The following is a 20,095-nucleotide window of genomic DNA, read 5'->3' on the forward strand; positions in this document are numbered from 1 at the left end:
GCCCGACCATCGCGCATCCTGTCGTGCCTGGACGGCACGAACACCCGCGATCATGATAACACGTCCGGCAGGCACGAGGCTGCCGGACGGCCGGGGTGATGCTAGCGCGCTGCCTCGTCGGCCAGCGCGGCGCCGGTCTTGCCCTGCTCGCCGGCCAGTTTGAGACGCTGCTCCCAGAAGTGCGCGTTCTCGATGCCCAGCGCCACCGGATCGAAGACCGGATCCTTGCCCAGCTTCTTCTGCGCTTCGTAGTCGCGCAGGCACTTGAAGGCCACATTGCGCATCAAGAGGATCGCGATCAGGTTCAGCCATGCCATCAGGCCCACGCCGAGATCGCCCAGTGCCCAGGCCGCGTCGGCGGTCTTGATGGTGCCGTAGAAGGTCGCGCCGATGATCGCCAGCTTCAGCAGGAAGGTCATCCAGGGGCGGCCGGTCGCGCGGTTGATGTAGGCGATATTGGTTTCGGCGATGTAGTAATAGGCCACGATCGTCGTGAACGCGAAGAACAGCAGGGCGATCGCGACGAACAGGGAGCCGAAGCCCGGCATGATGTTTTCGAGCGCCGTCTGCACGTAGCCCGGGCCGGCGGCCACGCCCTGGATACCGGTGAACATCGGGGTGCCGTCCGGCGCCTGCACGTTGTACTGGCCGGTAATCAGGAGCATGAAGGCGGTGGCCGAGCACACGAACAGGGTGTCGACATACACCGAGAAGCCCTGCACCAGGCCCTGCTTGGCCGGGTGGCTCACTTCCGCCGCCGAAGAGGCGTGCGGGCCGGTGCCCTGGCCCGCTTCGTTCGAGTACACGCCGCGCTTGACGCCCCACTGGATCGCCATGCCGATGATGGCGCCGAAGGCGGCGTCCGCGCCGAAGGCCGAGGTGAAGATCAGCGAGAGCACGGAGGGCAACTGCTCGATGTGCAGCGCAACGATGATGACGGCGACGACGATGTAGCCCAGCGCCATGAAGGGCACGACATATTCGGCGAAAGTCGCGATGCGCTTGACGCCGCCGAAGATGATGAAGGCCAGGGCGATGGACAGCAGGGCGCCGGTCACGGTGGTGTCGACACCGGCGGCGGTCTTCAGGCTTTCCGCGATCGAATTGGCCTGTACGCCCGGCAGCAGCAGGCCGGTAGCGAAGATGGTGACGAGCGCGAACAGCATCGCATACCACTTCACGCCCAGGCCCTTCTCGATGTAGAAGGCGGGGCCACCACGGAACTGCTTGTTGATCGATTCCTTGTACACCTGGCCCAGGGTCGATTCGACGAAGGCCGAGCTGGCGCCGAGGAAGGCCACCGCCCACATCCAGAACACCGCACCCGGACCGCCGAAGGTGATGGCGGTGGCGACGCCGGCGATGTTGCCGGTGCCGACGCGGCCGGCCAGCGTCATGGTCAGGGCCTGGAAGGACGAGACGCCCTGTTCGGAGCTTTTCCCGTCGATCATCAGGCGCGTCATTTCACGCAGGTGGCGCACTTGCAGGAAGCGCGAGCGGATGGAGAAATACAGGCCGGCGCCCAGGCAGAGCGCAATCAGGGCCGTGCTCCATACATAGCCGTTGATGGTATTGACCAACTCATTCATTTACGTGATCCCCGTAGCAAGGTCTTTGAATCTTATGGCCGGAAACGCTGCCCGGCCTCTCGTGGATAGCAAAGATACATGAAGCATCAACCGATTCCTACCGTTATTTTTGGGCCGCAGGAGCTGCCTCGAAAACGTGCACCGAAAGCTGTCGGACGGGGCGTGCCGGCACGTTTTCGGTGCGCCGCTTGCCTCAATGTAGCTTGATCGGCGCCACCGTCGTGCCTTCCTTGACTTCGATGGCAGCGTCGTCGAAGCCCGGTGGGCCGAAGCGGCCGGCGGCATCGCGGCTGAAACCATAGTTCTCTTTCGGGATGCCGATGAAGTTACGGTCGAGCTCGCCGTTTTCGTTTTCGTCCTGGTAGGCCACCACGGCCCAGGTGCCGACAGGAATATCGCGCAAAGCGACCACGGTTTCGCCGGCGCGGGCCGGGACCGAGGCGCTGTAGACGCATTGCTTGAGGAAGCGCTCGCGGTCGCACACGGCGACGTTGACCTTGCCCTTGCCGCCGGCCACGTTCGTCACCCGTACTTCGACCGTCGCAGCCGACGCAGGCAGCGCCGCCAGCAGCAGGGCGCAGGAAAGCAGTACATGACGCATGAATATCCTTTCGTTAATGGAGATGGGTGTACCGTCGCTGAACCGCAGCGGGTGCGTGCGACCCTTGTGCGGCGCAGCGCCTGTGGTAGGCTCGATGTATTCCGTTTACTATATTCGCACCATGCTGCTCAATGCCCTCATCGTCGTGCTTACCGTCGTGCTGATGGAAGTGTTTTCCATCGTCGCGCACAAACACGTGATGCATGGCTTCGGCTGGGGCTGGCACCGCTCGCATCACGAGCCGCGCACCGGCTGGTTCGAGAAGAACGACTTGTATGCCGTGGTGTTCGCGGGCGTGGCGATCGCCCTGATCTGGTTCGGTACCGAAGGCGCCTGGCCGCTGCAGTGGATCGGGGCCGGCATGACCGCCTACGGCGCCCTGTATTTCGTCGCCCACGACGGCCTGGTGCACCAGCGCTGGCCGTTCCGCTATACGCCGCGCAGCGGCTACCTCAAGCGCCTGTACCAGGCCCACCGCATGCACCATGCGGTCGAGGGCAAGGACGGCGCGGTGTCCTTCGGCTTCCTGTACGCGCCGCCGGTCCACAAACTCAAGCAAGCTCTGCATGCGCAGCATGGGGGACGTCCGCCGCGGCGCCAGGACGCTGCCACAGCGCCCTCGGCCGCGCCGCAGGATCACGCGCACTGAAGCGCGAGCCAAGGGCGCTGACCGCGCCCTTCATCAGCAGCCACAGTTTCGTCGCCTTGCCGGTGCCGGTGCGCGCATCCCAGGCGTGGGGGCCGCGCCGCTTCACCTCGATGCCGATCTCGCGATAGACATTGCGTGCGCTGGCAATCGCCCAAGCAGAGCGCAAGGGCAGGGCGGCAATGCCTCCGCGCGCCGAGTCGTAGTAGGGCTCGGCGTGGTCCACCAGCCGGGCCGCCACCTTCGCCAGGGCGGCGCGGTGGCGAGGCTCGGCCAGTTCGTCCACAGGGATGCCGGCCTCGCGCAGCCACTGGGCCGGCAGGTAGCAGCGCCCCATGCGGGCATCCTCGACGATGTCGCGTGCGATATTGGTCAACTGGAAGGCCAGCCCGAGGTCGCAGGCCCGGTCCAGCACCCGCTGGTCGTGTGCGCCCATGATCGAGGCCATCATCAGGCCGACCACGCCGGCCACGTGGTAGCAGTAGCGCAAGGTGTCGTCGATGGTTTCGTAGTGCGCGCCCTCGACGTCCATCGCGAAGCCGGCCAGGTGATCGAACGCGAAACGCGGATCGATGCGGTGGCGCAGCGCCACTTCCTGGAAAGCGGCGAAGGCGGGATCGTGCATCGGCTCGCCGGCATAGGCACGGCGGGTCTGCGTCTCCAGCAGCGCGAGCGCGGCGGCGGCATCGTGGGTCGCGGCGACGGCGGGATTGAAGCCCAGTTCCTGGCCATCGACCACGTCGTCGCAATGGCGGCACCAGGCGTACAGCATCAACACGCTGCGCCGCGTCGCCGGGTCGAACAGGCGCGCCGCCGCAGCGAAACTTTTCGATCCGACCTCGATGGTGCGGGTCGCGTGCTCCATCAGCGCTTCGCTCATGCCCGCACCGCCTCCCCGGACGCACCAGGCGCCCACGACTGCGCCAGGTCCTCCACCATCAGCCCGGCGGTCGCTTTGGCCGAGCCGATCACGCCCGGCACGCCGGCGCCGGGGTGGGTGCCGGCGCCCACCAGGTAGAGGTTGGACAATTCGCTGTCGCGGTTGTGTGGCCGGAACCAGGCGCTCTGGGTCAGGACCGGCTCCAGCGAGAAGGCCGAGCCGAGGTGGGCGTTGAGCTGGTCGCGGAAGTCCACCGGGGTGAAGAAGCGGCTAGTGACCAGCTGGCTGCGCAGGCCCGGCATGTAGCGCTGTTCGAGATAGTCGAAGATGCGGTCGCGGTATTTCGGCCCTTCGACCGACCAGTCGATCGGCGCATTGCCCAGGTGCGGCACCGGCGCCAGCACGTAGTGGCTGCCGCAGCCGGGCGGCGCCAGCGACGGATCGGTGACGCAGGGCGCGTGAAGGTAGAGCGAGAAGTCGTCCGCCAGGGTCTGGCCCTGGAAAATGTCCTTGATCAGTTCGCGGTAGCGCGGGCCGAAGCAGACCGTGTGGTGCTGCAGCTGCTCATGGTGCTTGTCGAGGCCAAAATAGAGCACGAACAGCGAATTGCTGAAGCGCTTCTTGCCCAGCGAGGCGCCTTCGGCCCGGCCGCGCGGGTGCTGGCCGAGCAGATTGGCATAGGTGTGGACCACGTCGGCGTTCGAGGCCACCGCGTCGGCCTGGAACAGGCGTCCGTCTTCCACCCGCACGCCGCTTACCCGCTTGCCTTCGGCCTCGATGCGCGCCACCGGCGCGTTCAGTTCGATGCGCCCGCCGATGTCCTGGAACAGGCGCACCAGGGCTTGCACCAGGGCGCCGGTGCCGCCGCGCGGGAACCATACGCCCCACCGGCGTTCCAGCGCATGGATCAGGGTGTAGATCGAGCTCGTGGCGAAAGGGTTGCCGCCCACCAGCAGCGAGTGGAAGGAAAAGGCCTGGCGCAGCTGCTCGTCCTGGATGAAGCGCGCCACCATGCCGTAGACGCTGCGCCAGGCCTGCAGGCGGGCCAGCTGCGGCCCGGCCGCGATCATGTCGCGGAAGGACAGGAAGGGCACGGCGCCGAGCTTCAGGTAGCCTTCCTCGAACACCGCCTTCGAATACGCCAGGAAGCGCCGGTAGCCCTCGACGTCGGCCGGGTTGCGCGCGTGGATCTGGCGGTCGAGCGCTTCCTGGTCGTTGGCATAATCGAAGTGGCTGCCGTCTTCCCAGCACAGGCGGTAGAAGGGCGTCACCGGCAGCATCTCGACGTAGTCGCCGATGCGCTTGCCCGCCAGCGTGAACAGCTCCTCGATGCACGAGGGGTCGGTAATGACGGTCGGGCCGGCGTCGAACACGAAGCCCTGGTCTTCATAGACATAGGCGCGGCCGCCCGGCTTGTCGCGTTTTTCCAGCAAGGTGACCTGCGTGCCGCTGGCCTGGAGCCGGATGGCGAGCGCGAGGCCGCCGAAGCCGGCGCCGATGACCACCGCTTTCTTTTGTTGGTTCATGCTGGTTTCCTGATCTGGTCGGGGTGGATCTTGCACGCCGCGGCCAGGGCTTGCGCCACCGGCACCGGCGGTTTGCCGCTGAGTAAACGCGCCTTGTCGCCCAACTGCAGCCGTCCGGCATAGAAGCGGGCGATCAGCGGCGCCGGCAGGCGGTAGAAGCGCTGCATCACGCGCCAGCGCCCGTCGGGACGGCCGGCGAGGAACAGCATGCGGTTGAGCAGCCGGAAGAAGCGTTGGCCCTGCCACGCGCGGCGGGCCTCGTCGCGGATCGCCGCGAACAATGCCGGGGCATCGAGCTCCGTCATGGCGGCGATGCGGTCGGCAAGCTGCACCGCGTGGGGCAGCGAATAGCCGGTGGTCGGGTGGAACAGGCCGGCGCGCAGTCCGCTGCTGGGCTGTCCGTGCAGGTCGGCCCAGAAGGCGTCGAAGTCGCCGGCCAGCACGATCGGCAGCGAGCCGTGTTCTTCGCGCACCACCTCCGCTACCTGCCAGCCGCGCGCGGCGACATAGGCCGTGATGTTGGCGCGCAGCCGCTCTGGCTGCCAGGCGGCGCTGTCGACGTAGTGCGTATCCTCGACCAGCACCCGGTCCGGCCCGAAGGGCAGCAGGTAGACGAAGCGGTAGCCGCCCTGCTGTTCGACGGTGGCGTCCATGATGACCGGGGCGGCGAGGCCGTGTGGCGCGGCCAGGCGCAGCTCCTGGCCGAGGAAGGTCTGGTAGCCGAGCGACAGCCGCGTGCTCGGCCGCATGCCGCGCCCGTCGATGACGGCGCGGGCGTGGATCGACTCGCCATTGGCCAGGTCGACCCTGGTCGGGGTGACGGTGTCGATCCGTACCCGGGTGCGCAGGGCGGCCCCCAGCGCCGGCTCGATCACGCGCGCGAAGTCGCCGGACGCGATGCTGGCGTAGCCGCCATCGAGGGTGCGCGCGAGCTCGGGGAAGGCCACCTCGTAGCGCGGCCAGCGCGTCGACACCAGCGGCGCGATCCAAGCCTGCTGCGCGGGTGTCAGGTCGGTGTCGTGGAACGACCAGGTATGGTTGCCCCCGATGTGGTCTTCACTCTCGAGCAGCAGCACGCGCAGCTCGGGGCGCAGACTGCGCAGGCGCCAGGCCAGCAGCCCGTTGGCAAGTCCGCCTCCGGCCAGCACCAGGTCGTAGGGGAGGGCGGCGGGCGCGGGCTTATCCAAGGCTGGCCACGCGTAACTGGTCCAATGCCGGCTGGCGCGCATCGCGCAGCGCGGCTTCGATGATGTCGGCCGCGCGCAGCGTGCCGCCGGCGGCGGCCACGCTGCCGGCCAGGGCGTCCAGGCGCGCTGCGAAGCCGGGTTCGCCGAGCAGGCGGCGCAACAGGCCGGCCAGGTGGGTGCTGCTGGAGAAGCGCGGCGATGCCTTCAGGCCCACGCCCGTGTGGACGATGCGCGCGGCCGTGCCCGGCTGGTCGAAGGCGATCGGCAGCGCCAGGATCGGCGTGCGCGCGGCGATCGCGTCCATCACGGTGTTCGAGCCCGCGTGCGAGACCACCGCATCGGCGCGCGCCATGACCGCCGCCTGGTCGGCGAAGGCGCATACCCAGGTGGCGCCGGCGCGTTCGAGCGCGCGCTCCTGCGCGGTATCCAGGCCGCCGCAGTGCGCCACCAGCAGCTGCGCGTCGAGCGCGCGGCAGGCGCGGGCGATGCGCTTGAACAGCGCGAAGCGTCCACCCTGCATGGTGCCGAGCGAGGCGAAGACGAAGGGGCGGCCGGCCGCGATCGCGGGCAAGGGCAGCCTGGCCGGTCCGCAGCCGGGGCGCTGGCCGGTGGGGCGCAGCGGTCCCACATGGTGGAAGTGCGGGGGCAGCGCGCGCCGCGGGAAGTCGAAGCCGGCCACGGTCTGGCTGACCTGGGCCAGCGGCGACAGGCAATCGTGCAGCGCGGCGTGCGGCGCCAGGCCGAGGCGCTGCGCATTGGCCGCGATGCTGCGTCCGTGCGGCGCCATCATCCAGTCGTAGACGCGGGTGCTGCCCTCGCAGATCGCGCGTGCGCGTTCGTCGTCGGCGTACTCGAAGGGCATGACGGCCAGCGGAATGCCGGGTTCGCGGTTCACGGGCAGCGCGCAGGCCACCGACACGAAGGGCAGGCCCAGTCCCTCGGCGACCAGCCCGCCGGCGGCTTCCATCTGGTCGGCGATGATGGCGTCGATGCCGAGGACGTCGATGGCGCGCGGCAGTTCGCGGCACAGCATGTCGGTGCTGCCCGCCATGTCGAGGATGACGCGGCGCAGCCCGAGCGGCCCGCCCGGGCTGGCGGCGCGGCGCAGCACTGCGGCCAGCGAGCCGGGAGGATGGGTGGCGCTGCCGACCGCATGAAAGCCGGCCCGCGGGTCGGCAACGAAGTCGCGGGCGTCGGGCTGGTGGATGAACGTGACCTGGTGGCCGCGCGCCACCAGTTCGCCGGCGAGCGCGCTCAAGGCGCTGAAATGACTGTAGAACGCGGGTGCGACCACCCCGAAGTGCGCCATGCGATACTTTCCAGGTTTCAGTTCACCACGGCTTCGCGGCTGCGCGCGAACTCGCGCTCGGCAACCCCGGCAGACCCGGCATCGAGCGGGAAACGCGGGCGTGCCTTGCCCTGCCCGAACAGGCTGGCCATGAACTGCGGCGTGGTGGCATTGGCGCCGAGCGCGTCCTGCAGGTGACGTTCGGCGTCGTGCAGATGTCGTGCCAGGCAGCGCCGGGCTTCGTCGAAACCGAGCGAAGCCAGCACGGTCGACTTGCCGAGATCCCTGCCGGTGTCCTTGCCGCTGTCGGCGCCGGTCAGTGCGATGTCCTTGCCCGGCAGGTCAAGAAAGTCGTCGCGGATCTGGAAGGCGTGGCCGGCCGCCAGTGCGAAGGCGCGCAGCGACTGCGCAACGCGCTCGTCGGCCTGGGCGATGATGGCGGCCATGTCGACGGCGACGCCGAGCAGCACCCCGGTCTTGAGTTCGTTGGTGGTGGCGATGGCGTCGAGGGTGCGGGCGCCGCCGTGCAGATCCTGGAACTGGCCGCGCACCAGGCCCTGGGTGCCGATGGTCTCGCTCAGGCGCGCCACCAGGCGTGCGCGCGTCACCGGCGGAATGTCGCCGGCATTGGCGAGCACGCCGAATGCACGGCTGAGCAGCGCCACCGAGGCCAGAATGGCGACATCCTCGCCGTATTGCACGTGGATGGCCGGCTTGCCGCGGCGTAGCTGGGCATTGTCCATGCAGGGCATGTCGTCCAGCACCAGCGAAGCCGCATGCACCATCTCGACCGCGCAGGCGACATCGGCCAGCGCCGGCGAGGTGCAGCCGAGGTCGCGCGCCACCAGCATCACCAGCAGCGGGCGCATGCGCTTGCCGGCGCTGAGCGCACCGCTGCGCATGGCGGCGGCGAGCGGGTCGGCCTGGTCGCCGCAGTCGGCCAGCAACTGGGCCATGCGGCGCTCGATGGCGTCGCGCAGCGCATCCACGTCGCGCGGATCGGCATTGCCGCCAGGCGCCAGTTCGAGACCGTCGATATTGCCGCTAAAGGTTCCGCTGCGGGCCCCATCGAGCCGGCGTCCCGTTGTCTTCATGCGCTACCCCTTTTGGTCAAGAAACAGGTACAGAAACTGTCGGATTTGCCGATGATCATACCCCAAGTAATGTTGGTCAATCGATAATCATTTCAATTGTGCGCCACGGATCGCATTGCTAGTTGTGTTACATGCGTGATCGTGCCTGCGAACTAACGCATTGATCCGAGCTAGCGTATTAAACTTGAAAACTTGGCTGGTTTGCTCCACGCGTCGAAGGTAAGCGGGTCAAGCCAGGGACATGGTAAAGCGGAAATGCCGGCGTGGGCCGGCAAGGGAGGCCGGCATTGCCGGCCTGTCGAGGCACACGCGGCGGGCGCCGCGCGGCCTGATGGCGGAAGCTGGCTTAGAACGAGTGACGCAGGCCCACATTGAACACGCGCGGATCGGCGCCCAGCGCCGTGGCCGGCGGCGTGACGGCCACCGACGAGGAGCTGATGCCGAAGGTGCCGCGTCCGTTGTTGCGCAGCTGGGCGTAGGTCGTGTAGATGTTGGTGCGCTTCGACAGCGCGTAGGTGTAGGCCAGCGACACGGTATTGCCCTTGGCGCCGCTCTCGTTCTTCTGCTGCTGGAAGTTGACGAAGAACTTGTTCGGGCCGGTGGTGAAGGCGGCGCCGATGTTGGCGTTCTCGTACTCGTTGTTGGCGCCAGTCTGGTCCGCCACCAGGTAGTTGCCCTTGATCTCGAACGCGCCCATGGTGTAGCCCGCGCCGAAGGCATATTCCTTGTCGTCGCCGGTGGCCAGGCGCTCCAGCACGTGGTAGCCGCCGCCCAGGTACAGGCCGCCGTTCTTGTATTCCAGCGACACGCCCATCAGGTCGCCCGACGGGTCGACGGTCTTCTCACCGGTCGAGTAGGCGGCGTTGACGATGAAGCCGGCCGCTGCGTTGCTCTTGTAGTTGACCGAGTTGGCCAGGCGGCGGGTCAGGCGGTTGGTGGCGAAGGCCGACAGGTTGCTGCCGTACAGGCCCTGGCCCAGCACGTCGGTGGCGGCTGCCACGGCGGCGATCGGGCTGTACTCGCGGCCCAGGGTCAGGGTGCCGAAGTTGCCTTGCAGGCCGACCACGGCGCGGCGGCCAAACAGGCTCGAATCGGCGGCGCCGGTGTCCAGGGCAACGCCGGCTTCGATGTTGAACAGCGCTTTCAGGCCATTGCCCAGGTCTTCGGTGCCGCGGAAACCGATACGGCTGCTCGACTGGTTGCCCGAGTTGATCACGGTACGGCTGTCTTCACCCGGTGCGTCGGTGTCTTCCACGCCGATCGATGCGTCCATCACGCCGTAGATCTGGACGTTGGTCTGGGCGTTGGCGAGCAGTGGCAGGGAAGACAGCAGCGCGGCTGCCAGGTACTTGAACTTCATGAAGAGCTCCTTTGGTTTGGACAGGATGTCGAGTTCTCAATAAACTCAGATCGAGGCGGATATTACCTACGGAATATTTCCGCTTAGTGACATCCTGATATGCCATCCTGCCAAACCCTCTTCAGCTGTTTTCCTCCTTGATGATGCTCTCGGCCAGGGGCAGCACGATGTCGATGCTGGTGCCGGATACCGCGTGGCTGCTGATGGTGATTTCGCCGTGCATGGCCCAGACCCGCTCGCGCATGCCGATCAGGCCCAGCGATTCTTTCTTTTCCATGTCTGCGGCGCGGATGCCGCGGCCGTCGTCGCGGATGCTCACGAGCAGTTCGTGGTCGCTGCGGTCGAGGTTGAGTACGACCCGGGTCGCGCCCGCGTGGCGCGCGATGTTGGTAAGCGCCTCTTGCACGATGCGGAACACGGCGGTACTGGCGGTGTCGTCCAGGCGCAGCTCGGCTTCGTCGGCCAGCAGCGCGCAGGCGATGCCGTGCCGTTCGACGAACTCGTCGCGCAGGCCCTGCAGGGCGAAATACAGGCCGCCTTCGTCGAGCGCGCGCGGGCGCAGGTTGGTGGCGATGCGGCGCAGCGAGGCAATCGCCATCAGGAGGTTGGTCTCCATGCCCTCGATCAGGCGCTGGCTCGGCTCGGGCAGCTTGGTGTTTCCCTGCAGCAGGGTGAGATCCATGCGCAGCGAGGCCAGCAGCTGGCCGAGGTCGTCGTGCAGCTCGCGCGCGATGTGGGTGCGCTCCTCTTCGCGAATGGTCTGCAGCGCCGAGGAGAGCTGGCGCAGCTGGTCGTGCGAGCGCGCCAGCTTCTGCTGCACCAGGTGGCGTTCGGAGACGTCGCGCAGGATCACGGTGCAGACCTCGTGTCCGTCGTGGTCGACGGTGGAGATCGAGCCTTCGATCGGGAACAGCTGGCCGTTGGCGCGGATGCCGGTGACGGCGTAGTCGGTGGCGCGCCGCCCCGCGCGTCCGCCGCCGGCGGGAAAGTAATCGCGGGGCGCCTTGGCATCGCGCGACGAAGCCTGGATGAAGCGTGCCAGCGAACTGCCCTGCATGAGGGCGACACTGCTGGCGAACATCTGGGCCGCGGCCGGGTTGGCGAACAGGATGACGGCTTCTTCGTCGATCGACAGGATGGCGTCGCTGGCGCTGTGTACGATGCGCCGACCGTCGAAGGCGCGCGCGGGCCGGTGCACGTTGCGCGCACGGCGCAGCGCGGCCGCGGCCTGTCCGGCGCAGTAACCGCCCAGGAACGAGAACACGAGAACCGCCGTGCCTGGTGCGCGCCGGCGGAAACGTCGCTGTGGTGTCATGCGGAAGCCGCAATGTGAGGGCCGTGGAGGCCGGGAGCTCTACATTACGGCGTGGGGGCGGGACGGGCGTTGATGCGAGACAAAGGGAACAGGGCAGGGGCGGGACGCCCCGGGCCCGGGCTCACATCTGCTTGAACAGGTGCAGGAAGCTGCGGCTCACCTCGAGCTTCTCCGGCCGCCCCTTGACCAGCACCAGGTGGCGCCCGCGGATGTCGCGCGTCACGCCTTCGATGGCGTTGACGTTGACCAGGGTGGCGCGGTGGATCTGCCAGAACAGCGACGGATCGAGTTCGTCGGCCAGGTCGCGCACCGGCTTGCGGATCAGGGCTTCGAAGCCGGCGGTCTGCACGCAGGTGTATTTTTCGTCCGAGCGGAAGAACAGGATGTCTTCCACCGGAATCATGCGCAGGTCCTGGCCGATGCTGGCCTGGATCCATTGCAGGTGCTTGGGCTTGGGCGCGGCGATCTTCTCGGCCAGCTGCGACAGCATCGCCTGCACGCTGTCGTTGACGGTGGCGCGTTCGCTCGGGCGTTCCAGGCGGCTTTTCAGGCGGTCCACCGTGAGCTTCAGGCGGTCCGGCTCGGTCGGCTTGAGCACATAGTCGATCGCGCCGCGTTCGAAGGCCTCGACCGCATACTGGTCGTAGGCGGTGACGAACACGATCTGGCTGCGGTCGCCGATGTCGCGCGCCGCTTCCATACCGGTCTTGCCCGGCATGCGGATGTCGAGGAAGGTCAGGTCGGGCCTGAGCTGGTCGACCAGCTCCACCGCTTCCTCGCCGTTCTTCGCTTCGCCGATGATCTCCAGCTCCGGCCAGGCCTCGGACAGGCGCAGGCGCAGCTGGTCGCGCATCAGTCTTTCGTCGTCGGCAATGATGGCGGTCGGTTTCGCGTTAGGCATGGTCATCCCTGTGGCAGTCAGTTTTAATAATTATTCAATGAAACAGCGCCGCAAGCAAGTCGGCTAGCATAGGCAGCATCGGTCACTTCGAGAGCTGGTAAGGCACCTCGATCATCGCGATCACGCCGCTCGGGCTGTTGGCCGCGATATGCAGCTGGCCGGCGTCGCCGTGCAGCAGCTTGAGGCGGTCGCGGATGGTCTGCAACCCGAGGCCGGTACCGTCGCTCGGCATCACGCCGAAACCCACGCCGTCGTCGGTGACGGTGACCAGGAGCTTGCTGTCGACCACCTCGGCGGTGATCTTGAGCGTGCCGCCTTCGGGTTTGCATTCGAGGCCGTGCTTGATCGCGTTCTCGACCATCGACTGCAGCATCATCGGCGGGAAGGCGGCGCTGCGCAGGCCGTCGGGGACCTGCATGACCACCGTCAAACGTTCTTCCATGCGCATCTTGAGCAGGGCCAGGTAGGCCGTGACCATGTCCACCTCGCGCCCGAGGCCGGTGACCACGGCGTTATCGCGCATCTGCGGCAGCACCGCGCGCAGGTACTGGATCAGGCTGCGCTGCATGGCAGAGGCGCGCGGCGGGTCGACCTGGATCAGGTGCTCGACCGAGGCCAGGGTGTTGAACAGGAAGTGCGGCTCGACCTGGGCCTGCATCATCTGCATCTTCGTTTCCGACAGCTGGCGCTGCATGGCTTCGCGCTCGGCCGCCGCGTTCGCCAGATGGGATTGCGCTTCGGCGCGCTTCTTGCCGCCGACCAGGGCCTTGGTGCCGAACAGCGCCAGCACGAACAGCAGCACGAAATTCATGAACCAGGTCGAGGCCTGCTTGTGGTAGCGCGACACCTTCTGTTCGGCGGCATCTTCCACGGCCGCATCGATCGCGTTCGACAGCTCCTCGCTGATCTGCGGCGGCAGTTCGATGTGGACCGACTCGCCACCGTCCGTGCCGGCAGCCGGGGCGGGAGGGGCTGCGGGGGCGGCAGGGGCTGCGGGTGGCGCATCGGGGGCGTCGGGCGCGTCGGGCGCGTCGGGCACGCCGCCGGTGTCGGGCGGCAATGGCAGTTCCGGCGTGGCGGCGCCGCTGCGTGGCCGGTTACGCGGATGGAAGCGGATCCCGCTCTCGTCGATGAGGATGGCGGCGTCGCTGCCGCGCCGGGCCTCGCGCTCGCGCGAGACGTATTCGTCGCCCGAACCGGAGAACAGCTCTTCCTGGAGGATGGCACCGGCGCTCAGGGTCAGGATCGCGAACAGGAAAAACTTCCACCACGACAGTTGGGTGACCCAGGTCGCCACGGCGTCGAAGCCGCGGTAGAGCCACGACAGGACGCTGGAAAAATAATGCGGGTTGGTGTTCCTTGCTTGCATGGTCTTCGCTCGTTACGCTCTAGTGCAAGCGGCGAGTGTACCTCTTCGCCGCTTGCGCGTGCCGGAAATACAACATTTTCGGCATCTACAACTGTTGGGATGATGCAACTTTACTGCGCGCCGTCGTTCGCAGCCAGCGCCATGCGACAGCCTGCACGTTCCGGGGAATGGATTGCGTTCAACCCAGCCAGGATGCGCCACCGCAAATGCTGACAAGCAGAAACGTTGCAAGGTATGATCTTTCGGACCCGCCCATCGAGGTCCGCTCAGTTCGCCATTGTCGACTCCTGAAAGGAAGTGCAGATGTCAGCCGACCACCAAAAATTCCGACTCGTAACCCGTAGTGACTTCGACGGCCTGGTGTGCGCGGTGCTGCTGAAGCACCTCGACCTGATCGACGATATCCTGTTTGTCCACCCGAAGGACATGCAGGATGGCAAGATCGCGATCAGCGCGCGCGACATCACGACCAACCTGCCCTATGTGGCGGCGGCGCACCTGGCCTTCGACCATCACCTGTCGGAAACCATCCGCAATACCGGCGCGCGCGAAAACCATGTGATCCACCCCGATGCGCCTTCGGCGGCGCGGGTAGTGTACGACTACTACGGCGGCGCCAGGACGTTTCCGGCAGCGTGGAACGACATGCTGGTGGCGGTCGACAAGGGCGACTCGGCGCGCTTCTCGCGCGACGAAGTGCTGTTCCCGCAAGGCTGGAACCTGCTTAATTTCCTGATGGACGCGCGTACCGGCCTGGGCCGCTTCCACGAGTTCCGCATCTCCAACTACCAGCTGATGATGGCCCTGATCGACTACTGCGCCCGGCATTCGATCGAGCAGATCATGGAGCTGCCCGACGTACAGGAGCGCAGCACCCTGTATTTCCAGCACGCCGACGCCAGCCGGGAACAGATCCGGCGCTGCGCCCGGGTGCACCGCAACCTGGTGGTGCTCGACCTGCGCAACGAAGAGGTGATCTATGCCGGCAACCGCTTCATCATCTATGCCCTGTTCCCCGAAACGAACATCTCGATCCACGTGCTGTGGGGCGTGAAGCAGCAGAACACCGTGTTCGCCACCGGCAAGTCGATCCTGAACCGGACCTCGAACACGAATATCGGCGCCCTGATGCTGGAGTATGGCGGGGGCGGGCACGAGAACGCCGGCACCTGCCAGGTAGACAATGAAATGGCCGAGGACGTGCTCGGCGCCCTGATCAACCGCATCAACAAGGATGGCTGACCAAATGCTCAGGCGCCGCTGTCGGTCGGCAGTTGGGCAGCGAGCCACCCGGTGATGCCGGCTGCCATCACGCGTACATCGGTATAGCCCAGTCTTCCCGCCCGGCGTGCTGCCCGGGGCGCTTTGCTGCACAGTGGATTCGAGCAGTAGAACACCAGGCTGGCATCGCGCTCGGGCGGCAGCGCGGACGGATCGAAGTCCACTCCCAGGCTGATCGCGCCCGGCACGCGCGCGGCGCGCCACGAGTGCGCCGCATTCAGGTCGAAAACTGCGGGGCGGTCGGCGCCAAGGCGCGCATGCAGTTCGTTCGGCGAAATACTTTTGACACCCATCAGCATTGCAAGCATGTCGGCACCTTGTCGGATCAGTGGTCGAGTCAGTTGCCGGCGCGGCGGGCGCCGATCCGGATGCAGCCGAGGGCGGCGCAGGTGACGCTCACGCCCAGCGCCAGGCCGCCGACCATGCCGGCCATGCCGAGCGGGGCGACCAGCCAGGCCAGCATGTAGCCGATCCCGCCCAGCACCAGGGACCAGCCGGCGAAGCGGCGCGCGGCCTGCTCGAGCGCCGGCGCGACACAGCGCATGCGTGACGCCAGCGCCTTCGGAATTGCATTCGCATACACCACCACCACGCCGCCCAGCAGGGCGCCGGCCAGGCGCCGCGCCCATTCCGGATCGAGGTAGGCCGGCGAGGCCCAGGCCAGAAGCGCCGAGGCGCCGAGGATGCACGCGGCTCCCAAAACCGCACGGCACAGCTGGGACACACGGGAAGATGCGGGGGACGGCTTCATGCTTGCTCCTTCTTTGGTGCAACAACGGGTGGACCGGCGGGCGGGCCTTCGGGCCGGGAGACGTTCAGCCCGAAGACTTGCGCGAAGCCCAGCAGGGCGTCTTCCAGCACCGACAGCCTGAGCCGGTAGGTGATGCTGCGGCCGTGTTTTTCCGCCTCGATCAGCCCGGCCGCGAGCAGCACGGCGAAATGGGCCGACATCGTCGGTTTCGACACATCGAACAGGCCGGACAGTTCCCCGGCGCCCATCGGCCCCTGTTGCAGGTGCTGCAAGACGGCGCGGCGGGTCGGATCGGACAGGGCTTTGAAAACGGAAGTCATGATTGATTGTTAGCTAAACGTCGAAATATTGCAAGCGATTTCGCACGCGGGGCATGTGTACATGCGGAACGGTGAAAACGCTTATCGGGCGTGGTAGCGCTGGGCCAGCATCGCGCGCACTGCATCCGGCGCCAGCGGTTCACTGAACCATTGCCCCTGCAACTGGTCGCAGCCGTGCAGGCGCAGGAAGTCCATCTGCTCCTCGGTCTCGACCGCTTCGCCAACCACCGCCAGATTGAGGTTGTGGCCGATGTCGATCAGGGTCTTGGCCAGCCGGTTGCCCTTGCCCTCGGGTGAGATGTCGTGCACCGCGGCTTTCGACAGCTTGACCTGGCGCACCGACAGCTGGCGCAGGAAGGACAGGTCGGAAATCCCCTTGCCGAATTCGTCCAGCGACAGCGCCACGCCGACCTCGTGCAGCTGGGCCGACAGCTCGCGCCCGAGGCTCGGATTGCGGATCAGGTCGGCCTCGGGAATCTCGATCTCCAGGCTGCCCGGCGGCAGGGCGTAGCGCGCCATGCGGGCGGCGAGGCCGGGAATGAAGCCGTGCTGGCTGTACTCGCGGTGCGAGACATTTACCGACACCGGCAGGCCGGTATAGCCGAGCTGGCGCAGTTCCTGCAGGAAGGCGCAGGCCTGGTCCAGCACCCAGTTGCCGATCTCGATCATCTTGCCCGACTCCTCGGCTTCGGCGAGGAAGGAAGCCGGCAGCATGATGCCGTGCTTCGGGTGGCGCCAGCGCAGCAGCGCCTCGAAGCCGCCAACCTTGCCGTTGCGTGCGTCCATGCGCGGCTGGAACAGCAGGAACAGTTCGTCGTGCTCGAGCGCGCTGCGGATGCTGTCGGCCAGCGCGGCGCGCTTTTCGCTGGCCGAACGCATCTCGGGCGAATAGAAATGCACGCCGCCGCCGTTGCCCTTGGCGTGGTACATCGCCATGTCGGCCGCGCGCACCAGCTCGGCCGTCGTCTTGCCATCTTCCGGGAACACCGCCACGCCCAGGCTGGCGCCGACCGCGATCTCGTTGCCGCCGAAGGCCACCGGCATCGTCATCGCGCGCCGCAGGCGTTCGGCCATGCGCAGCGTGAAGCGTACCGAGGGCTGGTCGACCAGCACCAGCACGTATTCGTCGCCCGACATGCGCGCCACCGTGTCGCTGTCGCGCACCGCCGCCTGCAGCCGGCGCGCCACCACCTTGAGCACCGCATCGCCCGCCTCGTGGCCGAAGGTATCGTTGATGGTCTTGAAGTTGTCGAGGTCGATCATCACGGTCGCCACCATCGAGGCATGGCGCTGGGCCAGGTGCAGCGCGTGCTCGAGCCGGTCCCACAGCAGGGTGCGGTTGGCCAGGCCGGTGAGGGCATCGTGGTTGATCTCGTGCTCGAGGTGCTCGGTGCGCTGCTTGGTGGCGGTGACGTCCTGCAGGATGCCGATGAAATGGGTCACTTCGCCATGCTCGTCACGCACCGGAGTGATGCTGAGGTCGTTCCAGAAGATCTCGCCGTTCTTGCGCATATTGCGAAAGACCACGCTGACCGCGCGCCGCTCGACCAGCGCCAGGCGCACCTGGCTGCGCTCGTGGGCGTCGAAGCCGGGCGCGGCCATGAAGCGGGGGTCGCGCCCCACGGCCTCGGCGGCCGGGTAGCCGGCGATGTGCTCGAAGGCCGGGTTGACGTACTCGACGATGTTGTCGCGCCCGGCGCAGCGGGTGATCACGATGCCGTTGCTGGCCGCGTGCAGCGCCCGTTCGCTCAGGAGCAGCTGGCGCTCCTTCTGGCGGCGCTTGGTGATGTTGATGCCCATGCCGAACAGGTACTGGTCGCCGTTGCAGCCGACCCGCGCGCCGCCCACCACCAGTGGGGTTTCGCGGCCGCTGCGCGAGACATAGTTCATCTCCATCGAGACCTCGGCGCCTTCCTCGAACACGCGCCGGATGTTCTCGAGCGCGAGCGGGCGCTCGTGCGGCTCGAACATGTCGATCACGCGCGCGCAAGCGAGTTCGTCCGGCGTCATTTCGGTCAGGCGTTCGAGGTTGTGGTTCCACAGCAGCAGGCGGCCTTCGCGGTTGAGGGCGTAGAAGGTCCCGGGCAATAGATCGACCACGTCGGACAAGGGGGTATTGCCGACGCGTTCGGCTTCGGACACGGATTCGGAGGGAATAAGCGCGATGCTGGCAGTCCACCCGCAGGCTTCGCCGCGCCTGTCGTACTGGCGCAGCAGGGACAGGGTGGCCGGGCCTTGGCGTCCGCCGGCAAAGTGCATCTTGAGCTTGGCGCCGCCGGCGGCAGCCAGGGTGGGCCAGCCGGTGTTGCCGAGCTTGCCCGAGTTGGGGACGACGAGCTCGGTGACTGCGCGTCCCGCGGCTTGATCGGGCGTCCAGCCGAACAGCGCTGCGCACGCGGGATTCCAGGTGACGACCTTGCCCTCGTCATCGGCCAGGAAGCACACCTGCGCAGACGGTTCCATGGTGGACATGCCGCACCCTCCGCGAAAAACACTCGTGGGACGTCCAGCTTACACGGGTTCGCGGCGCGAGGGCGCAAAACAGGCAAGCCACGGCGGGCCGTGGCTTGCTGGATACGGAACGACTGCAGAGCGTCGCGTCAGGCGGCGACGGTCTCCTGCTTCGACGGCAGCGCGACCTGGTTGTCGACGCTGAACTGGTAGTCCTCGAACACGTGCTGGGCCGACAGGATCTGGTAGCTGCCGTCGGCCAGGCGATGGGTGGTGTCCTTCAGGCGGTACGTATAGTGGCCGCAGGTCCAGCAGTTGAAGTTGCGCATGTGCGTGCACAGGCAGGTCTTGTCGAACACCGTGATGTTCTTGCCGTCCGGGCTGGCCTGCACTTCGCGGTTGTACGAGTTGATGTAGGCGCAGTTGCCGGTGGCGTCCAGCAGGTAGCCGTAGGATTCGCAGCCCGGGCGGATGCCCGAACCGATCGCCGGCGTGCTCTTGAGCATACGCATGGGGTAGCCGGTCGGCGACACGCCGTTGACGATGATGTCTTCTTCGCTGGCGCGGAAATATTCCTGCTTGACGTGGTCCGGCATGCCGCACTCGTGGGTCACGGTGAAGCGGGTCGCCACCTGCACCCCGGCGGCGCCTTTTTCAAGGAAGCCCACCGCATCCGAGCCGGTGAAGATGCCGCCGGCCGCGATGACCGGGATATCGAGCTGCTGCTCGCGCATGTAGGCATGGATCTCGTCCATGATGGTGTGCAGGTCGTACTGGCGCCAGTCGTCGATGCCGAAGCCGAGGTGGCCGCCGGCCAGCGGGCCTTCGACGATGATGTAGTCGGGCGCGCGGTCCAGGCGCGCGACCTTTTTCAGGAACAGCTGCAGCGCGCGCACGGAAGACACGATGATGCCCAGCTTGGCGTCGCGGAAGCGCGGGTGGTCCTTGATCAGGTCGAAGGAGCCCAGGTGCAGGCCGGCCGACATGGTGATGCCGTCGATGCCGGCGTCCAGCGCTGCCGACAGGCGGGTGCGCAGTGTCTCTTTCGGCGCGTTCATGGTCAGCTTTTCCATGCAGTTCACGAAGATCAGGCCATCGCCCTTCTTCGCTTCCATGGTCGCGCCGACATGCAGGCGGGTCGCCTCGGCCAGGCGGTCGAGGTCGAACTGCACCACCGCCTTGTTCATGTTGTTGATATTGAACTTGTAGAGCTTGGTCTTGTCCTTGACGAAGGTGGTGTCGAACTTGCGATCCGACACGTCCTGCACCATGGCGTCCGAGATATGGCCGATGCCGCCGAGGCGCGCGGCTTCGAGGGCCAGCTCGGAGGTCGAGATGTCCACACCCATCCCGCCGATCATGATGGGCACGTATTCCTTGTTGCCCAGTCGCAGGCGGAAATCATCAACACGTTTCATTGCAATCCTTAAACCGCCGTAGTTCCCTACGTGTATCAATGCATTGATCAACCGCAGTATACGGTCGTCATTCTACTCCCAGGCATGGCGCCAGCCACGCCGCGTTGGGCTCAAGACC

18 protein-coding genes are annotated in these 20,095 nt (G+C 66.8%); 2 read left to right on the plus strand and 16 right to left on the minus strand.

The genetic code is table 11. The features are described 5' to 3' along the window. Positions 1–101: 101 nt before the first annotated feature. Together AC56LU_RS20345 and AC56LU_RS20350 are read right to left on the minus strand one after the other, a co-directional pair. Positions 102–1,589: an alanine/glycine:cation symporter family protein gene (locus AC56LU_RS20345; protein ID WP_497177431.1), complete on the minus strand. Its 1,488-nt coding sequence runs from the start codon at positions 1,587–1,589 to the stop codon at positions 102–104. Between the two features lie 193 nt (positions 1,590–1,782). Continuing rightward, entirely contained in the window at positions 1,783–2,190 is a 408-nt protein-coding gene (locus AC56LU_RS20350) for a DUF2141 domain-containing protein (RefSeq protein WP_497177432.1), read from the minus strand. 94 nt (positions 2,191–2,284) lie between these two features. Here AC56LU_RS20350 and AC56LU_RS20355 point away from each other — a divergent pair, with 94 nt between their 5' ends. Then, a complete protein-coding gene (locus AC56LU_RS20355) occupies positions 2,285–2,839 on the plus strand; it encodes a sterol desaturase family protein (protein WP_497177433.1) in 555 nt (184 codons plus the stop codon). On the opposite strand, the gene crtB is transcribed toward AC56LU_RS20355, so the two are convergent. From crtB to AC56LU_RS20400, 9 genes are all read right to left on the minus strand, one after another. Then, positions 2,742–3,716: a 15-cis-phytoene synthase CrtB gene (gene crtB, locus AC56LU_RS20360; protein WP_497177434.1), complete on the minus strand. Its 975-nt coding sequence runs from the start codon at positions 3,714–3,716 to the stop codon at positions 2,742–2,744. The two genes, AC56LU_RS20355 and crtB, sit on opposite strands and share 98 nt — an antisense overlap. Further along, positions 3,713–5,242, minus strand: coding sequence for a phytoene desaturase (locus AC56LU_RS20365; protein WP_497177435.1), 1,530 nt, complete (start codon positions 5,240–5,242; stop codon positions 3,713–3,715). The genes crtB and AC56LU_RS20365 overlap by 4 nt, the downstream gene beginning before the upstream one ends. Further along, positions 5,239–6,429: a lycopene beta-cyclase CrtY gene (gene crtY / locus AC56LU_RS20370; protein ID WP_497177436.1), complete on the minus strand. Its 1,191-nt coding sequence runs from the start codon at positions 6,427–6,429 to the stop codon at positions 5,239–5,241. Before crtY ends, AC56LU_RS20365 begins: the two co-directional genes overlap by 4 nt. Beyond that, positions 6,422–7,738 (minus strand): glycosyltransferase, encoded by a 1,317-nt coding sequence (locus AC56LU_RS20375; protein WP_497177437.1) that lies wholly within the window; start codon positions 7,736–7,738, stop codon positions 6,422–6,424. The genes crtY and AC56LU_RS20375 overlap by 8 nt, the downstream gene beginning before the upstream one ends. 17 nt (positions 7,739–7,755) lie before the next feature. Next, the gene (locus AC56LU_RS20380; RefSeq protein WP_497177438.1) at positions 7,756–8,811 is read right to left on the minus strand and encodes a polyprenyl synthetase family protein; all 1,056 of its coding nucleotides are present in this window, start codon (positions 8,809–8,811) and stop codon (positions 7,756–7,758) included. A gap of 346 nt (positions 8,812–9,157) precedes the next feature. Further along, positions 9,158–10,171, minus strand: a complete 1,014-nt coding sequence (locus tag AC56LU_RS20385; protein WP_497177439.1) for a porin — start codon at positions 10,169–10,171, stop codon at positions 9,158–9,160. A gap of 121 nt (positions 10,172–10,292) precedes the next feature. Beyond that, complete coding sequence (locus tag AC56LU_RS20390; protein ID WP_497177440.1) at positions 10,293–11,486, minus strand: PAS domain-containing sensor histidine kinase; 1,194 nt, start codon at positions 11,484–11,486, stop codon at positions 10,293–10,295. Positions 11,487–11,607: 121 nt separating this feature from the next. Next, entirely contained in the window at positions 11,608–12,387 is a 780-nt protein-coding gene (locus AC56LU_RS20395) for a LytR/AlgR family response regulator transcription factor (RefSeq protein ID WP_497177441.1), read from the minus strand. An 82-nt stretch (positions 12,388–12,469) separates the two neighbouring features. Further along, positions 12,470–13,756, minus strand: coding sequence for a sensor histidine kinase (locus tag AC56LU_RS20400; RefSeq protein ID WP_497177442.1), 1,287 nt, complete (start codon positions 13,754–13,756; stop codon positions 12,470–12,472). Positions 13,757–14,059: 303 nt separating this feature from the next. Between AC56LU_RS20400 and AC56LU_RS20405 the strand changes: the two genes are divergently transcribed. Then, on the plus strand, positions 14,060–14,998 hold the full coding sequence (locus tag AC56LU_RS20405) for an exopolyphosphatase (RefSeq protein WP_497177443.1): 939 nt from the start codon (positions 14,060–14,062) through the stop codon (positions 14,996–14,998). Between the two features lie 8 nt (positions 14,999–15,006). On the opposite strand, the gene AC56LU_RS20410 is transcribed toward AC56LU_RS20405, so the two are convergent. The 5 genes from AC56LU_RS20410 to AC56LU_RS20430 all read right to left on the minus strand — a co-directional run bounded on the left by AC56LU_RS20410 (position 15,007) and on the right by AC56LU_RS20430 (position 19,977). Beyond that, positions 15,007–15,345 (minus strand): rhodanese-like domain-containing protein, encoded by a 339-nt coding sequence (locus tag AC56LU_RS20410; protein ID WP_497177444.1) that lies wholly within the window; start codon positions 15,343–15,345, stop codon positions 15,007–15,009. A 29-nt stretch (positions 15,346–15,374) separates the two neighbouring features. Further along, positions 15,375–15,788: a hypothetical protein gene (locus AC56LU_RS20415; RefSeq protein WP_497177445.1), complete on the minus strand. Its 414-nt coding sequence runs from the start codon at positions 15,786–15,788 to the stop codon at positions 15,375–15,377. Then, positions 15,785–16,108, minus strand: coding sequence for a metalloregulator ArsR/SmtB family transcription factor (locus AC56LU_RS20420; RefSeq protein WP_497177446.1), 324 nt, complete (start codon positions 16,106–16,108; stop codon positions 15,785–15,787). Before AC56LU_RS20420 ends, AC56LU_RS20415 begins: the two co-directional genes overlap by 4 nt. An 81-nt stretch (positions 16,109–16,189) precedes the next feature. Beyond that, the gene (locus tag AC56LU_RS20425) at positions 16,190–18,580 is read right to left on the minus strand and encodes an EAL domain-containing protein (protein WP_497177447.1); all 2,391 of its coding nucleotides are present in this window, start codon (positions 18,578–18,580) and stop codon (positions 16,190–16,192) included. Positions 18,581–18,708: 128 nt separating this feature from the next. After that, on the minus strand, positions 18,709–19,977 hold the full coding sequence (locus tag AC56LU_RS20430; protein ID WP_497177448.1) for a nitronate monooxygenase: 1,269 nt from the start codon (positions 19,975–19,977) through the stop codon (positions 18,709–18,711). Positions 19,978–20,095 lie beyond the last annotated feature (118 nt).

The organism is Telluria sp. PB2R4 (assembly GCF_059685695.1).